Raw genomic sequence first — 1,526 nt, 5'->3', positions numbered from 1 at the left:
GCAACCGTTCGCATTCCATCTAATATACCCAAATACTTGCACAACATCAACACAAGTGGGTCATACCGAGAACCTTCGCATCATATGAAAGCCAATCTGTTCCAGACATTCCCACTGCAGTCGTCCATGCGTTCCATCCTCGACGAATATAGAAACAGGCGGCTCCCCGAAAGATGTCTTCCGGGGAGCCGCCTTGGCTCAGCGTGCCGTCAGGTTAGGAAACGGGACGCATGTTTTGGTTCAGATGAGTTTGTCGAGGCGGTACAGGAACGCGGCCATCGCCGAACGCGTCAGCTTGTCACCATAGCCGAACGTACCATTCGCGTTACCACGCGTGATACCCACCTTCGCGCACCACAGGATCTCCTTGGAAGCGAACGTGCCACGCTTCACATCCGAGAACCGGGCATACTCGGCATCCGACGGCGCATACGAACCCACACCGGGCACACCCGCCAGCAACGCATAGCGATACAGGAACACCGCCATATCCTGACGAGTCAGCTTGTCATTACCCTTGAACCGGCCATTCGAACCCTGCGAAATGCCATTACGAGCCAGCCACAGGATCTCCTTGGCACCATACGAACCACGCTTCACATCCGAGAACCGCTGGTAATCCGCATCCGACGGCGTGAACGACGCGGCACCCGCCACGCCATGCACCGTCGCCAGACGATACAGGAAGATCGCCATATCCTGACGATTCAGATGATCACCATAACCAAAACGACCATCCGAATACCCATTCGTGATACCCTGCGCCGCCAGCCACTCGATCTCATCATGGAACGACACACCAGCCGGCACATCAGAGAACCGATCAGACGAACCACCATTCTTGGTGACGGTGACCACGATCGCAGCCGACTTACCGGAAGCCGTCACCGTGATCGCCGTGACACCCTCGGCCTTCGCCGTGACCTTGCCATTGCCATCGACCGTCGCAACCGACGGATCCGACGACGTCCAATAGGCCGCGCCGACCGTCGCGTTCGCCGGGGTCGCCTTCACCGACAGCTGCACCGACTTGTTCTGCGCCAACGTCAGCTTGTTGTTCGCGACACCGGAGCCTGAGATCGAAATCGACTGCAGGACGGCGCCGTTGTTCTCGACCGTCACGATGATGGAGGCGGACTTGTTGCCGGCGGTCGCCGTGATGACGGCATTGCCGGCCTTGATGCCGCGCACCGTGCCATTGGCCACCGATGCCACCGAGGCGTTCGACGTGCTCCACGTGACGGTACGGTCCGTCGCGTTGCTCGGCAGCACCGTCGCATTGAGATTCAGTCCGGCACCGACGTTGATCGACGCCTTGCCAGCCGACACACCAGTACCCGAGATNGCCACCGACTCAACCGGAACCACCGGCGTCGGGTCGTCGCCCTTGGTCACGGTGATGGTGACCGATGCGGACTTGCCGTCGGCCGTCGCCGTGATCTTCGCGATGCCGAACTTGACGCCGCGAACGATGCCGTCCGAGGCGACGGTCGCGACCGCCGTGTTCGAGGACGTCCACGTCACGG

At 60.2% G+C, this 1,526-nt stretch carries 1 protein-coding gene; it reads right to left on the bottom strand.

Annotation, left to right across the window (positions count from 1 at the left end):
- Window positions 1–240 precede the first annotated feature (240 nt).
- Complete coding sequence (locus CGZ88_RS08790) at window positions 241–1,524, bottom strand: Ig-like domain-containing protein (RefSeq protein ID WP_423734425.1); 1,284 nt, start codon at window positions 1,522–1,524, stop codon at window positions 241–243.
- Window positions 1,525–1,526 lie beyond the last annotated feature (2 nt).

Origin of the sequence: Bifidobacterium anseris, from assembly GCF_002860345.1 — a bacterium.
Classification (GTDB): Bacteria; Actinomycetota; Actinomycetes; order Actinomycetales; family Bifidobacteriaceae; genus Bifidobacterium; species Bifidobacterium anseris.
The sequence above is the reverse complement of the archived record's forward strand: the minus strand, read 5'-3'. Positions and strand labels throughout refer to the sequence as shown.